13 protein-coding genes are annotated in these 16,736 nt (G+C 51.3%); all 13 read right to left on the bottom strand.

Annotated features, from left to right (window positions below):
- Window positions 1–488: 488 nt before the first annotated feature.
- The 13 genes from ABE504_RS30765 to spoIIID all read right to left on the bottom strand — a co-directional run bounded on the left by ABE504_RS30765 (window position 489) and on the right by spoIIID (window position 16,599).
- Window positions 489–4,433, bottom strand: coding sequence for an S-layer homology domain-containing protein (locus ABE504_RS30765; RefSeq protein ID WP_430096346.1), 3,945 nt, complete (start codon window positions 4,431–4,433; stop codon window positions 489–491).
- 259 nt (window positions 4,434–4,692) lie between these two features.
- A complete protein-coding gene (locus ABE504_RS30760; protein WP_430096344.1) occupies window positions 4,693–5,796 on the bottom strand; it encodes a glycosyltransferase family 4 protein in 1,104 nt (367 codons plus the stop codon).
- A gap of 134 nt (window positions 5,797–5,930) precedes the next feature.
- Window positions 5,931–6,716 carry a WecB/TagA/CpsF family glycosyltransferase gene (locus tag ABE504_RS30755; protein ID WP_430096342.1) on the bottom strand — a complete coding sequence of 262 codons (786 nt, stop codon included), beginning with the start codon at window positions 6,714–6,716 and terminating at the stop codon, window positions 5,931–5,933.
- 33 nt (window positions 6,717–6,749) lie between these two features.
- Window positions 6,750–7,913, bottom strand: a complete 1,164-nt coding sequence (gene csaB, locus ABE504_RS30750; protein ID WP_430096341.1) for a polysaccharide pyruvyl transferase CsaB — start codon at window positions 7,911–7,913, stop codon at window positions 6,750–6,752.
- The gene (locus ABE504_RS30745; RefSeq protein ID WP_430096339.1) at window positions 7,886–9,937 is read right to left on the bottom strand and encodes a DUF5693 family protein; all 2,052 of its coding nucleotides are present in this window, start codon (window positions 9,935–9,937) and stop codon (window positions 7,886–7,888) included. The genes csaB and ABE504_RS30745 overlap by 28 nt, the downstream gene beginning before the upstream one ends.
- A 187-nt stretch (window positions 9,938–10,124) precedes the next feature.
- Window positions 10,125–11,819, bottom strand: a complete 1,695-nt coding sequence (locus tag ABE504_RS30740; RefSeq protein ID WP_430096337.1) for a phospho-sugar mutase — start codon at window positions 11,817–11,819, stop codon at window positions 10,125–10,127.
- Window positions 11,820–11,850: 31 nt separating this feature from the next.
- On the bottom strand, window positions 11,851–12,279 hold the full coding sequence (fabZ, locus tag ABE504_RS30735) for a 3-hydroxyacyl-ACP dehydratase FabZ (RefSeq protein ID WP_126144918.1): 429 nt from the start codon (window positions 12,277–12,279) through the stop codon (window positions 11,851–11,853).
- A gap of 159 nt (window positions 12,280–12,438) precedes the next feature.
- Complete coding sequence (locus ABE504_RS30730; RefSeq protein ID WP_430096334.1) at window positions 12,439–12,966, bottom strand: CDP-alcohol phosphatidyltransferase family protein; 528 nt, start codon at window positions 12,964–12,966, stop codon at window positions 12,439–12,441.
- Window positions 12,967–13,070: 104 nt separating this feature from the next.
- On the bottom strand, window positions 13,071–13,298 hold the full coding sequence (locus ABE504_RS30725; RefSeq protein WP_164716833.1) for a DNA-directed RNA polymerase subunit beta: 228 nt from the start codon (window positions 13,296–13,298) through the stop codon (window positions 13,071–13,073).
- A gap of 26 nt (window positions 13,299–13,324) precedes the next feature.
- Window positions 13,325–14,191: a flagellar hook-basal body protein gene (locus ABE504_RS30720; protein WP_430096332.1), complete on the bottom strand. Its 867-nt coding sequence runs from the start codon at window positions 14,189–14,191 to the stop codon at window positions 13,325–13,327.
- A gap of 23 nt (window positions 14,192–14,214) precedes the next feature.
- Entirely contained in the window at window positions 14,215–15,108 is an 894-nt protein-coding gene (locus tag ABE504_RS30715) for a flagellar hook-basal body protein (RefSeq protein WP_430096330.1), read from the bottom strand.
- A 31-nt stretch (window positions 15,109–15,139) separates the two neighbouring features.
- A complete protein-coding gene (locus tag ABE504_RS30710; RefSeq protein ID WP_126144922.1) occupies window positions 15,140–16,141 on the bottom strand; it encodes a rod shape-determining protein in 1,002 nt (333 codons plus the stop codon).
- 167 nt (window positions 16,142–16,308) lie between these two features.
- Complete coding sequence (spoIIID, locus tag ABE504_RS30705; RefSeq protein ID WP_126144923.1) at window positions 16,309–16,599, bottom strand: sporulation transcriptional regulator SpoIIID; 291 nt, start codon at window positions 16,597–16,599, stop codon at window positions 16,309–16,311.
- Between the last annotated feature and the right edge of the window lie 137 nt (window positions 16,600–16,736).

Below are 16,736 nucleotides of genomic sequence, written 5' to 3'. Positions count from 1 at the left end.
CTTCGTTGCAGCGTCAAGATCCTTCAGATCTGTGAAATCATCGGAGTTTTTACCGAAAGCAACTGCGGTGAACATCGAGAATGCCATAGCAGATGTAAGAACTACGGATAATGTTTTCTTCATAAGAGTGTGTTTCCTCCTGTATTTTGAAGTTTTTTGTTATAAAAACTTATAACCAATGGGACAACTACTGAATCACTTGCGACTCACTTGATAGATCATCGTGTAGCTTCGCGTCTATCACCTCGGCTACAAACTTAGTATACGATACTCTATTCATTCTTTCATTGCTAAGTATTTTCCAAGTGAGCGTCTGCCCTCAAAGCCCATTCGGACTACTTACAAGTCCATCTTAGCGGCCGTTTGTAAAGGAAATTCGAAGTAAAGCTTAATAGAAACTAAATGTTAACTGAAGGATTACTGAAGAATGAAATCAACAAAAAGCCCAGCTACCATTATTGGTAAGCTGGGCTTTTTCATAAATTAAATTAAGGAACCATCTTCTGCTGCTTCATCACGCGGTAGCCGATAATGGAGGCTTGAGCACGTGTCATCAGCTCAGTTGGGTCGAAGCGGACAGTGGATTTCTTTTGTCCGGCTACGAGTGTGTTCTCGATGCCTTCGATGAGGCCTGCCTTCGCGACAGCTTCGACAGCTGGTCTCGAGTAGGACTCGATGTTGTCGGCGTCCGTAAACGTCTTCTGAAGCGTTGCAAGCGACTTAGCAAGGTCGGTGTTCATTTTCATCTCAGCCGCCCGTGCAATCATCACAGCGGCGTCCTGACGCGTAATAGAGCCGCTAGGGTTAAAACGGTTGCTCGCCTGGCCACGGATGATGCCGGCGCGCGCCGCGGTCTCGATATACTTGTAGTCGTACAGCATGCCGACGGCATTGTCGATTTTGAGTACATCGGAGAACGTAGAGTTGCCTGCATAGTTAAGTGGAAGCTTAAAGATCTTCACGAGAATCTGCGCAAACTCGCCGCGGGTAATGTAATCGTTCGGACCGAAGGAGAAGGTTGTTTTCGCCTTCATTAAGCCTTTGGAGTATAGTGTCTCCAACTCGTTACGAGCAAAAGAGTGACCCGTCATATCGTCAAAGCTGCGGTCCATGTACATAACTTGATAGTAACCGAACTTCCGGAACGGTACCGTGATGGTGTTGTTTTTCGTATCTACGACACCGCCAAGGTTTTTCCAACCGTAGTCGGTCGTATTGGCATAGTTCGCATAAATATCATAGAAGAATACCGTGATATATTTGCCTGCATCCTGACGGATCGCAGGGTCGAACTGCAGGGTCAATTGGCCCTCTTGTGTCGGAACAACGATTTCATCATTCAGACGGTTGAAATAGGCACGGCCATTCACGGAAGAGTCATAAGGATCTTGGCCAGTACCGTTGAGACCTTTGGTTAAATCATCGGCTGTTGTTGTTGTTGAGTTCGGAGCCGGGATGAAACCTGCATCCATATAGTAGAGATTACTTGCCGGGTGGAACGTATCTTCCGGCACTTTGACGCTAATTTTGGATTTAAAATAGCCGTTTGCTACCGGATACAACGTCTTATCGACACGACCGTCATCTGTATCGGCGATACCGAACAAGATTTTACGGCTAGTGGAAATGTACTGGTTATTGTTGCTATCCGGTACGTTTCTCATTAATTTGGTGTCTCTAGGGAACGTTAATTGTAACCCGTTGTTAAAGAGCTTGAACTTGGAGTTCATCAATTGCAGCGTTTCCGCGCCTTGAACATTTGTGTTCGTATTGAAGAGAATGAAGCTGCCGTTGACCTTTGCGCCGTTGCGATTAATTGTGAATTTTACTTCGTTCGCGCCGGCTTTCAAATTGGTGACTTGATACATGTATTGGTCAACCGAATTCACCGTACGTTTCGTTGCTTCGTCTTTACCGAAAAGAACGCTGTCCGCATTTTCCGCTTCAATAATAACGTTGTAGAAGTCGCTATTGATGTTGGATTGCAGCTGGCCTTTTTCGTTCTTGATCAGCATTGGCTGAACGACGGTGTAAGGTACGTTCTGTCTAGTGATAGTAATGGATCTAGTAGCTGTAATGTTTGAGTTGTTGGTGATTCGGAATTCAAAGATAACGTCGGAATCGTCAAGTAATTTGAATGCATTGGTTGTAAAGGTTTGACTAGCTTGTGTATTCGTTAAACCTGAGAAAAAGTCCGTGCCGTTAGCGGTTACCGTTTGAGAATTCGCAGTTTGATCGATCACGCCGACTGCATTACCAATCGTTTGCTGATACACAAGGGCATTACCTTTCGCATCCTTTGTATGGACTACGAGTTGCAGTGCCTTAATCGGAGATGCTGCCCCAGCAGCGTCTAAGCTGCTGAATATACCGCTGAAGGACACTGTACGCTGTGTTGTCGAGTACGTATCCGGATTGGTACCTGGCGTGTATTGAATGCCTGCTGTCGTACCGCTCTCTACCGGCTTAATCGCAGTAAATTGCGGAGCATCAGTTGAGAACAGATAGATATCATAAGATTGCTCAGTAATGAAAACATTATTTACGTAAATCTTAAATTTGAGCGTATTTTTGCCTTCAACTAGGACTTTCGTAAGATCAGCCGGATTAAAATTCTTCAATGGTATTGTAAAAACATTAGAAGAATTAAATGAAGGCAAGGTTGCATCCGCAGGTGTCCCTGTACGAGAGTCTAATGTGATTAGTGCGTCATTCATGAATACTTCAACTTTATTGACAGGCACAGCAGGGCTCACAACTGGATCCTGATAGAAGTTCACAAGACGACCGGAAATACAAGCCTCGGTTGTGCCGCATGCTAAATTTTTGATGTTTTTGATGGACATGCTATTCGAAATGCTATTAATGATGACGTATGGCGCGTTACTGATTGTCAATTTGTATTCGGTAGTGCTGTATTTCGGCGTTGCAGCAGCCGAATCACTATAAAGTTCAATCGCCAGAGTTTTGTTGCCGTCGCTTAGCCCTTGCAAAGTTACGTCAAACATGTTTAAACCGGAAACTGCGCTAGGTGTACTAACCGGCACATCAACGCCATCTACCTTCGCCTTAATAGCGAGCGTCTTATCATTTGCATAAATATGCACCTTTGTAGGTAACTCATTGACCTGATTAGCATCCGTCAAACTCATTGTATTCTCAACGGTTCCGTTGCTGATTGTTGCATGATCAATATAAGGATTAGCAGGGTCTACATATTTAAACTTGTACTCAGAAATAACCGGAACTAAAGTATTCGCAATATCGCGGAATGTAAAGGTTAGGCGCTGTTCATTCAGAGCAACGTTCGAGAGTGTAGGAATACTTACTGTTACGTTTCTGACAACATACTCTTGACTACGAGTAAGAGAAGAACTTGTGCTGCTATAGGTTGCTCCGGTCACATTCGTATCTGATGTGTTTGAGAGACTTGCCAAATCAAACGTACCTACGGCACTATCATTCACGGCAACATCCACATAACGATAACGCAACGATGAGCCCGACGAATCGTAATCACTTTTCAGGCCTGCCGTAAACGTCAGCGCACTCGTTTGGAACGTTGGAACAGTAATCAAATCCTTGGTAGTTGTAACACTGCCAACAGTGCCCGAAATTATCCCGTTAAACGCAAACGGCTGCCCGTTATCGTACCACAGCTTTTTCACCGCTTGATACTTATTCGTATCGTTACTCGCGGTAAAGCTGATAATGTTATCTCCTGGCGTCAAACAGAAGCTCGTTACCGAGGCGCAAGTCGAAGAGGATTTATTCTTGTCATCACCTGTGAAATAGAAATAGCCGTCATTGCTCTTAAAACCTTGCTTTGGCAAACTATCTCCTGTCAGGGTCGCCTGAACAGCGCTCGCATTAGACGCTTTCGTTTTGATCTGAATGCCCGTCGTACCCGCTTTTAGCGGACCGCGGTCGACCGGATAGATTTTGCCGTCTTCCAGTTGCACATCATTGACCGTAATGTCCGACAAATTCGTTGTCGGCGCATAGTAGAGCCAGCCCGGAGCTGATGCAATGGCATTGGATTCGCCCAGGTACACGACGACTTTGTTCAGACCTTCGGTCAGTTGGATGTTCTCGAATTTCACCAAATTGGCGCTTACAGTCTGCGCCTTATTGTTCTTCTCGGTCACCACCGCACCGGAGTTCATATTGGTAATCTCAAAATAAATCGATGAGATCTGGGAATCCGTCACGTTTGTCGTTTCTACGTTCAACGTAAACGGCAGTTGGGTAACTCGAGTCACCAGACTGGTATCATGCGGTGCCGCTGTCGACTGCCCAGCATTATCCGTGTCCGTGTACAAGTTCTTAATCACAAGCGTAGAAGCCGCGCTTGCCGACATCGCAGGCAAAAGGCTGATCATCAAGCTCATGATCAACACAATGCTCGCCAGTTTCGTGTGAAGTCGTTTCAAAGCAAGTTCCTCCTTAATGGTTTATCTAAATGTGGTTAGCATTTGTATGTACCTGCAAGCCTCGTTCATGTCTACCGTTCGACAATCCCTCCATTTTCCTTCCAGCTTTCTACAGTATTAGACGCGGTATTTCGCCAAAAGTTGTTGTAATTTACTTATCGGTCAAAGCCGAGGAAATGTTTAGAGGAAGCGAATTTTTCATAAAATTGAAAAAAAACCCAACCACAAGGGTTGGGTTCGAAAAATCAACGATAAAGTGCTATTTCCCATCGCTTTGAACTTGCTTACCGACCAGACGCTGCAGGAAGCTCAGCACCGGCTTGCGGCTTTTACTAATAATGCCGATCGCTTCCGCCCCGACGAGCATGCCCATGAACAGCGCGATAATAATCAGAATCAGACCCCACGTGGAGTTCTGGGAAATAAAGACGGAGCAGATGACCGCGCTGCCGCCGAACATCGCTGCAATGCCGTAAATAATGAGCACGCTGGCGCGGTGGCTGAAACCGAGCTGCAGCAGGCAGTGATGCAGGTGGCTTTTATCCGGTGCGGAAATCGGAAGCTTGTTCACATAACGGCGCAGCATCGCGAAGAACGTATCCGACAGCGGAACGCCGAGAATCATAATCGGAATCAACAGGGACACAACCGCCGCCTGCTTAAAGCCGAGGATCGACAGGGTCGCCAGGGCAAAGCCCAGGAATAAGGCACCCGAATCGCCCATGAAAATTTTCGCGGGATGGAAGTTGAAGAACATAAAGCCGGAGATACTGCCGAGCAGAATCACGCACAGCAGAACAACCGTCACATTGCCCATCATCAAGGCAAGGATAAGAATCGTTGTCGTGGCAATCCCCGATACCCCTGCAGACAGGCCGTCGAGGCCATCAATCAGGTTAATCGCATTGGAAACGCCAACGATCCAGAATATCGTAATCGGAATACTGAGCCAGCCAATCGGCAGGTTGGTCGTTCCGAACGGAATGTTGACCAGGTCAATTTTGAGGCCAAATGCAACAACGATGCACGCGGCAATCAGTTGGCCGAGCATTTTCCATTTGGGTGAAAGTTGAAAACGATCATCCAGCGCTCCTGTCACCACAATCACCAGACCGCCGAGCAGCAACCCGTAGGCTGCATTCGAGTTCAGCGCATCGAGTGCCGGAGAGACGATAAAGTATGCAGCGACAAAAGCGAGAAAAATAGCTAGCCCGCCAAGACGCGGCATAATTCGCGTATGTACCTTGCGTTGGTTAGGGGCATCAACCGCGCCTACCCAAAAGGCAAATTTTTTGACCAGGGGTGTAAGCAATAGCGCAATAATCAACGCTGCGACAAACCCTATCACATATAATCCATACATGTCTTCTTCACAGCTCCTCTTGTCATGGGTGGCAGATGACCGCCGAAATGAATTATACTCCCATTTGTCCACAAATACTACTGCTAAATTCCACTGAAATGACCGTTTTCAGGCAGTTTTCAGAAAATTTTTCATCATTTTGTGACGTTATCTTTATCGCGCATCACTTTCACTGCGAATTTCGGCAGCAGAAGCATTCGCTTGTAGCGCCAAGGCTCTTGCAGAAGGCGGTAAAACCATTCCAGACGCAATTTTTGGAAAACGATAGGCGCTCTTTTTAGCTTGCCCGAAAGCACATCAAAACTTCCACCGACGCCCATCATGACCGGCACGCCGAGCTTTTCCTTGTATTTGGCGATCCAAGGCTCTTGATTCGACGCAGCACGTCCGACGAGCAAAATATCCGGCCCAGCGGCCCTAATTTGCGCGATGACCTCTTCGTCCTGCGGATCTTTGAAATATCCGTCACGCACACCGACGAGTTTAACGTCCGGGTACAACGTACGGATTCGGTCCGCAGCCGCCTCAATCACCTCAGGAGAAGCGCCGAGCAGGAACACCTTCCAGCCTTTTGGCCCTCCGGTTTTCATCAACTCATGGATCAAATCATAGCCAGGCACCCGCTCCGCGACAGGCTGGCCCACATAATTCGCTGCCCAGACGACGCCGGTGCCATCGGGCACAATCAAGTCTGCACCTTGCATCATGCGGAGGTACGCGGGATCGTCCAGCGCCGCCATCACCATAATCGGATTGGCCGTTACCACTTGATGCGGCTTGCGGCTCTCAATCGCGCGGGTCAAGTATTCGACGGTTTGCCGCATGCTCATTTTGGAGAAAGGCACGCCGTAGATGCGAACCTTCGGAAAGGGTTGCTCCGCAGTCTGGGCAGACCCGGACATAAAAGATGTCGTACTCATGCTATCTCTTCCTTATTATTGACGTTGTAGGGTTCAAAATGGTTGCTTTTTGTAAAAAGCGGCGATCCGCTGCGCGGGCAATTGGGCCTGCGCTTTCAAGGCTTCGATGGCGGCGCGTGAAGCAGCCGCCCACTGGTCGCGGCCATCGAGGAGACGCAGCGCCTCCTCGAAGAACTTGTCGGCATCGAACGCCGACGTCGATGCCGCGGCCTTCATCCCGAGCCGATGGAGAAACTGGTCGATCTTCGGATCGTACGAGATGCCGACCATCGGCACAAACTGCGAGGCTGCATAGATCAAAGAATGCAGCCTCATCCCAATCAGCAGGTCGCACCCCGCGACCTGCGCGAGCATGTCCTGCGGGTGCTCGATCCCTCGCACCAGCTCCGCCCTTGCCCCGTGATCGCCCAGCCGGTCGATCACGAACTGCGACGCCACCTCATCCGAGGGGAGGTGGAACGGCAAGAACCGCAGCCGCACCTCCGGGCGTGCGGCGAGCAAAAGCGCCAAGGACCGCGCGAGAGCTTCCAGCTCGGAGCGATCCGCGTTCCAGAAGCGGACGGACACGCCGACCGTCCGCACCGCACGGCCGGACGCCGGCGCAGCCGCGTCCGAACCCCCGCCCCCCGACGAGCCGGCCCCTCCGCGTGCATCCGCACGCAGCGGCAGGCCCATCACCGGGTCCGGCACAACCGTGATGCGCTCCTGCGGGAGCCGCATCTGCCCGAGCAAGTCCGCGGACTCCTGGTCGCGGACCGTCACCACCGCGCAGCGCTTAAACACGCTGCGGATCCAGCCAAAGAACATCGGCCGGTTCACCGGCCCGATGCCCTGCGAATACACAAATGTCGGCTTGCCGAACATTTGCGCCAGCTTCAATACCGCCAAGTAATACGGAATCGTCTTGGCGCTCGTTGCATCCTGCAGCAGGCTGCCGCCGCCGCTGATGAGACCGTCCGCTTCGCGCAGCGTGCGAAGCAGGTCCCCCGGCCGCATGCGGTGCGCGGCGCGGACGCCGTACATCGCAGACGTTTTGGCCGGATTCGCCGACAGCACGATCGGCTCGATCTGCACGCCTTGCGCTTGACCCTGCTCCTGCAGGGCGAGAAGAATCGACTGCAGCACCGCCTCGTCGCCGCTATTATCGAAGCCGTAATAGCCCGACAGCGCTATTTTAACAACTGGGGCTTGACCCATCGTTTCCAACTCCTTGCGACAATTTCCCATGCAGCGCAAAGGATGAGACCGATAATCGCGCCGATCACTAAACCGTAAAAAATACGAAGCAGCGAAATGTGCAGCGGCGTATGCAAGTGTGCGAACGTGTCAACGAGCGACAGTTGGCCGACAACGCCGATAAAGAGCAGGTACACCGCATGACGATAACGGACAGCCAAGTAGCCGCCAAGCACGAAAATCGGATGCGCCACGAGGAATTCTTTCGTCCGCGGTCTGACGCCCATCGTGTTTTCCAGGTAAGAACGGAACAGTTTTTCTACGGTAGACGCCTGGCCTTCGTTGCCTGTACGGGACAAGTAGTAATACACAGCCGCCAAGCCAACGCCGGCAATGACGATCCAAAGTACACTAATATAGGAAGAGAGAATGCGGCGAATATTCGCCAACTTCTCGCTATACGTATTATTCTCACTAAAGAACAGGAGATACAGCCCCGCAATCGCAATCGGAAGCAGGTGCAGCATGCCGACGCCGCGGAATTGCTGCAGTACGAGCGAATACGTGATGTGATTAAGCAGTGCAACTTCATATACGATGCCGATCAGCGAAATGAGCGACGTCCGCAGCAGTAGCCAGAGGCCGAAGCCGATGCCGGACTTCCACTTGGCCGAAGCGCCGGAACGCACGGTGCGAATCGCCAGCATAACCGCTACGCTCGGTGCCGAGATCGCCGTCATAAGGGCAAGACCCTGTGCGTACAAATTCGCGGAGAGCACGTGTACGCCCACAAGTCCGATCAAACCCAGTACGAAGAAGATGAGCGTCCCTTCCGGGATGAAGAAAGACAACATCAACACCACAAGGCTAAGGCCGCCGATCAAAAGGAAGACGCGGGCAACCTTTTGCCAGGACGTTGTATGCACCTCAAACGCTTGCGCCGGCCCCAGGTTGAAGCCGAACTTCTCAATGCGCGGAATCGCGCCGTCTGTTCCGGTCAAGCTCTCATAGTAAGCCGACAGTGGGTCGACCACTTTGGCGCGGTCCAAGCTTTTCACGGCATGTCCATTGATGAACACCATCCGGATATTGCGATCTTTGACCGCCAGCACAAAACGATCGGAAACGCCTTGAATACGACCCTCCAGCTCGGATTTCTTAAGCGGCTCGGTCAGCTTCTCGCCGTCTTTCTCCGTAAACGAGTGCAGACGTACCACGTTGTAATTCGTCTGCTTGGCCAGCGTGCTGAACCCTTTCTGCGGCTCTTTCAGCAATTCGATCGCGGCAAGCCCCATGCCGTATTTGTTCAGCAAATCGGCCATTTTATTGAGATTCTCCTCGGTATTCTCTTCGGTATACCCAGGTACCTCATTGCCGTCGACGATAATGCGTTTAACCCCCAAATCATGCAGCTGCTTGAGGAGACGATCCATATCGTTCGATTTGAATTCGCGGTGGTTCGATAAACGAACGACGAGCTGGAAGCCTTGATCTTTCAGCATTTGCATCGCAATCGGGTCCGGATCCATCGCTTTGATGGACGCGTCGTCCTGGCTCATTTGAATGACAAGGCCGCCCCGATTCTTAAAGCTCCAAGGCTTAACGCCAACGCCAAGGTCGGCGAATGTTTTCTGAATCAGCGGCTCCAGCTTCTGCTGCGCCTCGTTGTTCGTAAACAGAAGATACGTGAAGTTCTCGCTCGGATCGCCAAACGTTTGTGTCAGCGCAGCCGCTTCACGCGAGTTGTACAGATCGATGCGGCGGCTTTCCTTGAATTCCGCCAGCGTGCTTTCATACACCGCCATCGAGCCGATGCCGGCAGCTTTCATATTACCCAACTGATCCTGAACGAACTTTTGTGGATTTGTCTGCAAATCCGCAATATCCAAAAGATCGCGATAGTCAAAAACAAACTCCACGTTCTTCGTCGACGTCTCCGTCTCATGGCGCATATACGCCAGAGGCAAAGACCCGAGCATGCCAATGATGACGAGCCACCACAGCAGATTTTTGAGAGGGTTATTCCAGGTTTGATACCAATTCACGCGATGTCCACTCCTTAGAGCATTTACTTTTCCTTTACCGGGGAACGCCCGTATACATTCGAAAACCTCTCCGACCCCGCAAGCAGGAGACGGACGCCCGCAAAGCTGACAGATGCTGTGATCTGCTACTCATTTAGACGACCCATCCCCCGCTCCGGTTCTGAAGAGGTTCTCCATGCCTATTGTTCTATCCGTCTACACGCGTAAGGACATATTGAATAATTCCGTTCAACTGCTGCGTAGCCGCGGCTTCTGTCTTGCCTTGTACAGCGAAGTAAAATTTGATTTTCGGCTCCGTGCCCGACGGACGCAGGCAGAACCAGGATCCGTCTTCCAGCTTGAACTTCAGCACATTCTCCTTCGGCAAGTCATACAAGCCTTGTGCAAAATCTTCCATCGATGTGACGCGCGTACCGCCAATTTCCACCGGTGGATTCGTTCTCCATGCTTCCACCATGCGGCCGATTTGCTCTACGCCGTCTTTGCCTTTGAGTGTTCTTGATTCCAGTTTTTCCAAAAAGTAACCAAAAGAACCATACAGCTCTTGGAGCACTTCATACAAGGTTTTGCCTTGTTTCTTATAATAAGCGGCCGCTTCTGCAATCAGCATCGAAGCAATAACCGCATCCTTGTCGCGTGCATAATCGCCGGCCAGGTAGCCGTAGCTCTCTTCATAGCCGATCAAGTAGGTATGCTCACCGGACTTTTCGAACTGCGACATTTTTTCCCCGATATATTTAAAACCGGTCAGCGTATTCAGCGTCGGAATGCCGTAGTGGTTCGCGATCACCGCACCCATCTCGCTCGTCACAATCGTCTTGATGACGACGCCATTTGCCGGCAGCTTGCCCCGCTCTTTCATGGAGGACAGCAAATAGTGCACCATCAGCGCGCCGGACTGGTTGCCGGTCAACACGACGTACTCACCGTTCGTGTCCTTCACAACTGCGCCCATGCGGTCTGCATCCGGATCCGTCCCGATAATAATGTCGGCGTCCCAGGCTTTCGCCTGCGCGATCGCCAGCGTGAACGCTTCGCGCTCTTCCGGATTCGGCGACTTCACGGTCGAGAACTGCGCATCCGGCAGCTCCTGCTCAGCGACGACTTGCACTTGGCTGAAGCCTACGGCTTTCAGCACTTCACGCACCGGAACGTTGCCGGTCCCATGCAGCGGGGTGAACACAATACGGAAATCGCCGCTGATTTCACGAATCACGTCCGGATTTTGGCTCACAGCCGTAACCGCCTTAATGTAGGCTTGGTCGACATCTTCACCCAGCCACACAAGCAGCCCTTGCGCTTCCGCTTCCTGCTGGGACAGCTTTTTCACTTTATCAAAAGAGTCGATACTCTGTACCTGCGCAATGACTTGCTCCGCATACTCCGGTACAAGCTGGCCGCCGTCCGCGCCATACACTTTGTACCCGTTGTATTCGGGCGGATTATGGCTCGCCGTTACGACGACACCAGCTGTCGCTTTTAAATAGCGCACAGCAAAAGAAAGCTGCGGCGTCGCATGCAAGGTCGAGAACAAATACGCTTTAATGCCGTTGCCTGCAAAGACAAGCGCAGCCTCCAGCGCAAACTCCGGCGACATATGGCGGGAGTCGTAAGCAAGTACAATCGCCGGCTCCGCAGTGCCTGACCCTTTCACGAATTGCGCGAGACCCTGACTTGCCCGGCCAACGGTATACACATTGATCCGGTTCGTTCCGGCGCCAATGACCCCGCGAAGTCCGCCTGTCCCAAATTCAAGATCTTTATAGAAGCGATCTTCAATTTCCTTGTCGTCTGATCCAATAGCCAGCAATTCTTGTTTCGTTTGCTCATCCACAGCAGGATCTTGAAGCCATAATTGATACTCCGTTTGTACACGCGTCATCGTCGCAGGTTCATCTCCTTTAGGTTCTCTCTTATTTATTAGCTAGGGCGAACATTAATTCGCCTTCGACTACGACTTTGTCGCCAACTTTGGCTACGGCGTTGCCTTTCACAATCGTGCCTTTCGCGCGCGTAATCGTCATTTCCAGCGTAAGCGTATCTCCCGGCACGACCTGCTGACGCCAACGCACACCGTCAACTCCGGCGAAAAGGCCGATTTTGCCCCGATATTCCGGCATCGACAGGACAGCTACAGCGCCAACTTGCGCGAGAGCTTCCAGAATCAGCACCCCCGGCATGACCGGATAGCCCGGAAAATGTCCTTTAAAAAATTCCTCATTCATCGTAACATTCTTAATCCCTACCGCTCTGACGCCTTCTTCCACCTCGAGGATGCGGTCAACGAGCAGGAATGGCGGACGGTGCGGAATGATCTCTTGGATTTGATTAATATCTAGCATGGTACAGGTGATCTCCTTTCAATTACTTGCATAAAATGGGGCGCAATGACCTACAATAGGGTTGTCCCTTCATGCCCTGCAGACGTGAGGGGTTGATATAAGGGGAGCTTATGTAAAAGCCTGCTTGGCAGGCCCTTACATAGGCTCTTTTTAACATGTTCACATACCGGTGTTCCGGTTCGTATTGCGATTGAGCAGCAGGAACTGGCCTATATAAATAAAGGACGTGAGGAAGGATACGCCAATCACGAACCACAGGTAGACCAGCGCAAATGAGGCTTCAAACACGATGAACAAAATCGCGAAGTAATAGAGAACGGTCGTCAGCTTCCCCATAACATTCGCCGGCACCGTTAATTTTCCTCTAAAATGAAAGAACGCCGAGCCAATAATCATGCCCGCGTCACGAATGAACATGGCGGCTGCCGCCTGCCACGGAATCATCTGCGAGATCAGCAGCGAGAGAATCACGGCGATCATCATACATTTATCGGCCAGCGGATCGAGCATCACGCCCATAGGGGTAATGAGCTTGCGCGTTCTCGCAATATAGCCGTCAAGAATGTCCGTTAACCCGGCTAGAATCAGGATAACAAAGGAGGTCCGGATATGGCCGTTAAAAAACAGCACCAGGTAAATGGGAATCAGAACAAACCTGCTAAGGGTAAGCATATTCGGTAAATTCAAGGTACGCCTCCTGTGCCTTCGTTATCCGATATTTGACAGTTCCCAGCCTTCCATCATTATACCGTTACCATGATAAAAATAAAACTCCCGTACGGGAGTTCGAATTAATTCGCAAAAACGAGATCGTATAAATGCCGCCACGTACTGATATGAAGAATTTCTCCCGACGGTTGATGGCCGAGCTTTGTATATCCAATATACAGGCCGATATAGACGGCCAGCACGCAAAGTACGGGAATCCGTACGATTTTGAAAATAATCCAAAGGATGTGCTGCCATCTCGGCCTCGGCTTTTTCTTCTTTCGTTCCGCTTGAGCCGGCTTGTCTGCCATTGCGCCCATCCCTTCCTTTCTTGCAATCAGACGCGTAAGTTATTCGCTATGTTCATCATCTGATCTGAAGATGTAATCGCTCGGGAATTGAGCTGAAGCGCTCTTTGGACGATAACCAGGTCCGTCATTTCATCGGAGAGCGTAACGTTCGACTGCTCCAGATAGCCCTGCATCAGGCTGACCCGAGCCCCTGGTTTCGCTGCAAGACCGTTCACGTCCTGCAAAATGTTCGCCTTCTCCGCAACCGTCAGCGCAGCTGGAAGTGTGTAGAGATTATCTCCCACGTCTTGAAGCAGCTGCGGCCGCACGACGCGGACCAGCTTAATCTGCCCGACCGGAATCGGCTCGGCCGCCGGATCCTGTTCATTGTATCCCAGAATCGTACCGTCCTGGCCCACAACCGCTCGGTAGCCGACCGGAACCCGGATCGGTTCGCCGTCAATCCCGTTGATGAAATGCCCCTCTTTGGTCGTCAGCACCTTGCCGCCCTGCCCGTCAGGGCTCAGGCTGAATGCGCCGTTGCGCGTCCAGGCCGGTTGGAACACCTGATTGCCGTTCTCGTCCACCTTGCTGACGGACACCTCAAACAGCCCATCCCCTTGGATTGCAAAATCCGTCGGATTGTTCGTCGGCTGAATCGGCCCCTGAGCCAAATCCGTCTGGATCTGCACCAGCTTCGAGCCCCAACCTTGGTTGAACCCCAGCGGGGAGAAACGCCCTTGCTGACGGAATCCTTCCGGCTGCGCACTCACATTCGTCAAGACGTCCTCGAAGGACGCTTCCTTCTTTTTAAAACCATTGGTATTGACGTTCGCAATGTTGTTGGAGAGAATATCCAGCTTTTGCTGTAAGCTGTGCATGGATACCGATGAGTTAATCATGGAATTGTTCATGGTGAGCCCCTTCGCCAGCTAGATTAGACGCGTCCGACGTCGTTCGCTGCTTTGTCCATACTTTTATCATACGACTGAATAACCTTCTGATTCGCTTCATACGCGCGGAGCGCCGACATCATGTCGACCATCGACTGTGCCGAATCCACGTTCGAACGCTCGATGAAGCCTTGGCGCACTTCCACTTGATCGCCTGGCGCCACTTGCGTAACCGTCGCTTCATCGCCCGGATTAATGCGCAGCAGCCCATTCCCTTCGCGCAGCAGCAGATTCGGATTCTCTGCCCGCGAGAGCATGAGACCGATAGGCTGGCCGTTCGCGCCGAGAATCGGACGACCGTCACTGTCGAGGAATTCCCCTTTGTCCGTCACTTTAAAGTTCGCAATCGGCTCGCCGTTTGTGTCCATCAGTACCAGCGGCTGCCCATCGCGGCCAAGCACCTGGTTGCCGTTGGCGTTCACAAGCTGCCCGATGTTGTCCACAGTAAACTTCCCGTTCAGGGAATACCGCGGCTCGCCATTCGCATTTAACACCGTAAACAGCGCCTGTGGCTGGAACGTGCGATCGCCATTCGCGTCGACGTATTTGCCCGTTGCATCAAAGGTCATACCTGGCACTTGAATGTTGGATACCAGGGCAAAGTCGAACGGATTTTTCGTTTCTTGCAAATCGCCCTGCGTATGTATCGCGATGTTCTCCTCGGAGAACACGCCTAAACTCATTTTCCCCAGCGGTGCCGTAGAGGCACCTTGTCCACCGCGAATCGTAGAAATGAGCATTTCCGGGAACGAGCGGGAAAGCGAGTTGCCCTGCTTGAAGCCCGGCGAATTCAGGTTGGCGATATTGTTCGTAATCGTATCGTGTCTGCGCTGCTCGGAGATCATTCCTGCGGCCGCGGTGTACAGTCCTCTTAACATGGTTTCACCTCTTGGGTAGTCTGATGATTGATTAGCCCATCTTGCGCTTGGACACTTTATCGAGGTTGTCCAGCATAATGCCTGTCCCTTTAACGACGCAGGACATCGGATCTTCGGCGATCAGCACCGGCACTTTCAGCTCATCCGCCAACAATTGATCCAGGCCGTGAAGCAAGGCGCCTCCGCCTGTCAAAATAACGCCGCGATCAATAATATCCGCCGAAAGCTCAGGCGGCGTCCGCTCCAGTACGCTCTTGGCAGCCGTCACAATGGAGGAAACCGGATCCCATAGCGCTTCCTGCACTTCGCTCGAATGAATCGTAATCGTCAGCGGTAGGCCGGATACCATGTCTCTTCCGCGAATATCCATCTCCTGATCTCTGCCGTGTGGATATACCGTCCCGATCTTGAGTTTAATATCTTCACTTGTCCGTTCACCGATCAACAACTTGTACTTATTCTTGATAAACTTCATAATCGCCATGTCGAACTTGTCGCCGGCGATCTTGATGGAAGAGGAGGTGACGATGTCGCCCATGGACAACACGGCTACATCCGTCGTCCCTCCTCCAATATCTACAACCATGTTGCCGCTTGGTTGGAAGATGTCCATGCCGGCGCCAATCGCCGCCGCCTTCGGCTCTTCTTCCATGAATACTTCCCGGGCGCCGCTGCGCTCTGCCGCTTCACGGATCGCCTTCTGCTCAACCGACGTAATGTTGGTTGGGGCGCAAATCAGGATTCTCGGATGAGAGTACCAGTTCTTGCCCCCAATTTTTGCAATAAAATGCTTCAACATCATTTCCGTAATGTCAAAGTCCGCAATAACGCCGTCCTTCAGCGGACGGATTGCGATAATGTTGCCGGGTGTGCGACCGACCATGCGGAACGCTTCTTCACCGACAGCCAGCACGCGTTTCGTATCGCTTTCAATGGCAACTACGGAAGGCTCGTCGAGCACAACGCCGCGACCTTTCACATGAATCAGCACATTCGCCGTGCCGAGATCTATCCCAATATCCTTGCTGAACATTTTCCAATAATCCTCCTAAACCTTATCGTCCATCCCGTGAAGAATCGGCGCTCTGATAGTCAGTTCTAATTATAAGCTAAATTCGCGATAAATGCATTAATTCCTCTTTTTCCGTTAAATTTCGACAGCGCCAGATTCAGGAAGTCAACGGGATGAAGGGTGAGCGTTTAGGACTTAACCGTAACCAGATTCTCGGATTGCTTTGGGCTCCGGGTCTTCCGATACTTAATCTTGGTCGCTTCCCCTCCCCTAAGGTGACGGATGGACTTGTGATATTCCAGAATATGCTTCACCTGATTCGCCAGGTCCGGGTTGATTTCCGGCAGTCTTTCCGTCAAATCCTTGTGCACCGTGCTTTTGGAAACGCCGAATTCCTTCGCAATCGTACGAACCGTGTTCTTGGTCTCGACGATACAGGTCCCAATTTTAATGGTCCGCTCTTTGATGTAATCGTGCACTCCCCTCGCCTCCCTACTCGAGATAGTTTGGTAAAGTATATGAGGGGCATGACTAGATATTCTACGTAGCCAAGCCTGACGAGCCGAATTCCCATATTTATTTTCAAAATAAACCCAGAAATCCCGCTTTTGGCGTC

Origin of the sequence: Paenibacillus oryzisoli (assembly GCF_050467285.1) — a bacterium.
GTDB lineage: Bacteria > Bacillota > Bacilli > Paenibacillales > NBRC-103111 > Paenibacillus_E > Paenibacillus_E oryzisoli_A.
Note: the sequence above shows the minus strand (reverse complement) of the source record. Positions and strands in the feature narration are given on the sequence as shown.